The sequence below is a fragment of the Thioalkalivibrio sp. ALE23 genome (assembly GCF_000378545.1).
Taxonomy (GTDB): domain Bacteria; phylum Pseudomonadota; class Gammaproteobacteria; order Ectothiorhodospirales; family Ectothiorhodospiraceae; genus Thioalkalivibrio.
In genome coordinates this window covers 1-2,227 of record NZ_KB900069.1, presented here as the reverse complement: position 1 = coordinate 2,227, position 2,227 = coordinate 1, and the positions used below count along the sequence as shown (strand labels likewise).

The 2,227-nt window shown below is 57.1% G+C and carries 1 pseudogene and 1 CRISPR repeat array; the pseudogene reads left to right on the top strand.

From position 1 onward, the window contains the following. Nucleotides 1–1,466 (top strand): annotated as a pseudogene (locus tag F573_RS15305) (hypothetical protein); the annotation flags it as partial. 17 nt (nt 1,467–1,483) lie between these two features. Next, nucleotides 1,484–2,218: a CRISPR direct-repeat array (repeat unit 27 nt; unit sequence CTTCTAAGCCGCCATGCGGCGGATAAC). Between the last annotated feature and the right edge of the window lie 9 nt (nt 2,219–2,227).

The following is a 2,227-nucleotide window of genomic DNA, read 5'->3' as shown; positions in this document are numbered from 1 at the left end:
ACTTAAAGGCCTTCCTGCGGCTCATGTCGTCGGATCTTGTGCTGGATGAGATCGAAAGTTACGAGCCGGAGGCAATGGTCGCGGTGCTCCGTCTGGTCACCATAGCCGCGATGTTTGGCCGAAAGATCGTCGCGTCTTCCGCGACGCTCTCCCCGGTTGTTGCCAATGCCCTGATCCGCGCTTTTCGTTCGGGTTGTGCGATGAGGGCGGCCCTGAACGAACAGACCCTCTGCGGCAACATCTCTCTCGTCGACAATCTAACCGAACCGGAGACCTTCGATGTATCCGAAGACGACGCTGGGGATCGTTACGCGCAACGCATCCAGCGAATGATGAGCGTGATCGAAGAACGGCCGGCAACCCATCGGGCGATGATCCAGTGCATTCCGGACGAAGACGACGATCCGAAAAGCCGTTTTGAGTTGGCCGTAGCCAATGCAATCCGTCAGATGCACGAGAACACCGCATGGCATCACCCGTCTGGGAAGCGCGTGTCCTTCGGAGTCGTGCGTGTCGCCAATGTGCGGCCGTGCGTCGATTTGACTCGACGCCTAAACCGTCGACACGGCATCTTTGCGTCGTCCTACCACTCTTTTGACGTCAAAGGCCGAAGAGCGGCGAAGGAGCGCAGGATGGATCATCTGTTCACCCGCAAAGGCGATAACCCTCTGGCAACGGATGACTCCACTGATCACTGGATTCGCGACTCGGAATTCGATGACGTGACCTTCCTGGTCGTTGCAACCCCAGTGGAAGAGATTGGTCGTGACCACGATTTCGATTTCGGCGTCATCGAACCATCCAGCATCTCTTCGATTGTGCAGTTAGCGGGTCGCGTTAATCGTCATCGACGCGTAACGACTGCAGTGCCTAACATCGCGATTCTGGATCGAAACCTCCGATCCCTCCGGAAGCCGACCGAGACCTGCTTCGTCCGCCCTGGAAATGGGGATCGGTTCAGCGATGAAGAAAAGACTCGGCACTCAATGACGGATCTCCTCAACACAGGCGGCGAATCTTTTTCATCCGAGGACTTTCCCTTGACCTCTACGCTGAAATTTGGCTCGACATCCACGCCCAAAACGCCGTTTGCCGATCTTGATGACCGCGCGGTTGAGAGGGCGATGTTTGACGGGATGAATGCGATTCAATCGCGGGACGGACATGAAAAAGACTGGATAAGCCTCGCACATTACGAGAAGTTCCCCCTTCGGGACAATAAAACTATTCTCCTTCGTTTCGTAAAACAAGATGAGCATTGGTCTCTACAAAACGTCACAAGCACGATTCTCGACCCGGTCAAGGATGTCTCTGTCGTTGAAGGTTCTCCTTCCTGGCTATCCCAAAGCCTTGATGATGTTCGCCGTGAGTTCCGAGAATATGGCGATCGTGCGATGGAAATCGAGTGCGGGGCGTATGTTCTTGATTCGATGATTCAGTTTGATGATCGGGAAGGCGGCCGTTAGGCCGCCAACATTGCTATTTATTTTCCCGCCATGCGGCGGATAACGAATGCACTCACTCCGGGTGATCGCCGGTATTCTTCTAAGCCGCCATGCGGCGGATAACGTCTGGCCGGGCCGATCCGCTCCGGATCGTCGCTTCTAAGCCGCCATGCGGCGGATAACTACCAGCGGTACCTCGATGAGCTTGAAGCGCTCTTCTAAGCCGCCATGCGGCGGATAACACGAAGATCGTCGACGAAGTCCGAGAGCTACTCTTCTAAGCCGCCATGCGGCGGATAACAATGCACGCTGTGAGCCAGCGGCGGGCTATGGCTTCTAAGCCGCCATGCGGCGGATAACCACTGAAGTACGGATCCCGCCGATCAGCGTGACTTCTAAGCCGCCATGCGGCGGATAACGGAACGGGCGCTGGCCTCCGGCCAGCCGATCCCTTCTAAGCCGCCATGCGGCGGATAACCGGCACTACGAATCGCAAGGCCACACCCGGGCCTTCTAAGCCGCCATGCGGCGGATAACGCGTCCGTGCCGCCAGCACATACCCGAGATAGCTTCTAAGCCGCCATGCGGCGGATAACTTGAACTCGGCCGACTTGATCTGGCTGGGGTTCTTCTAAGCCGCCATGCGGCGGATAACATTCTGCGCCCTTCACATCAACCCCTGGCGTGCTTCTAAGCCGCCATGCGGCGGATAACGCGGCCGAGGCGACACGATCCGCGTCGAGAAACTTCTAAGCCGCCATGCGGCGGATAACTGCGCGAGC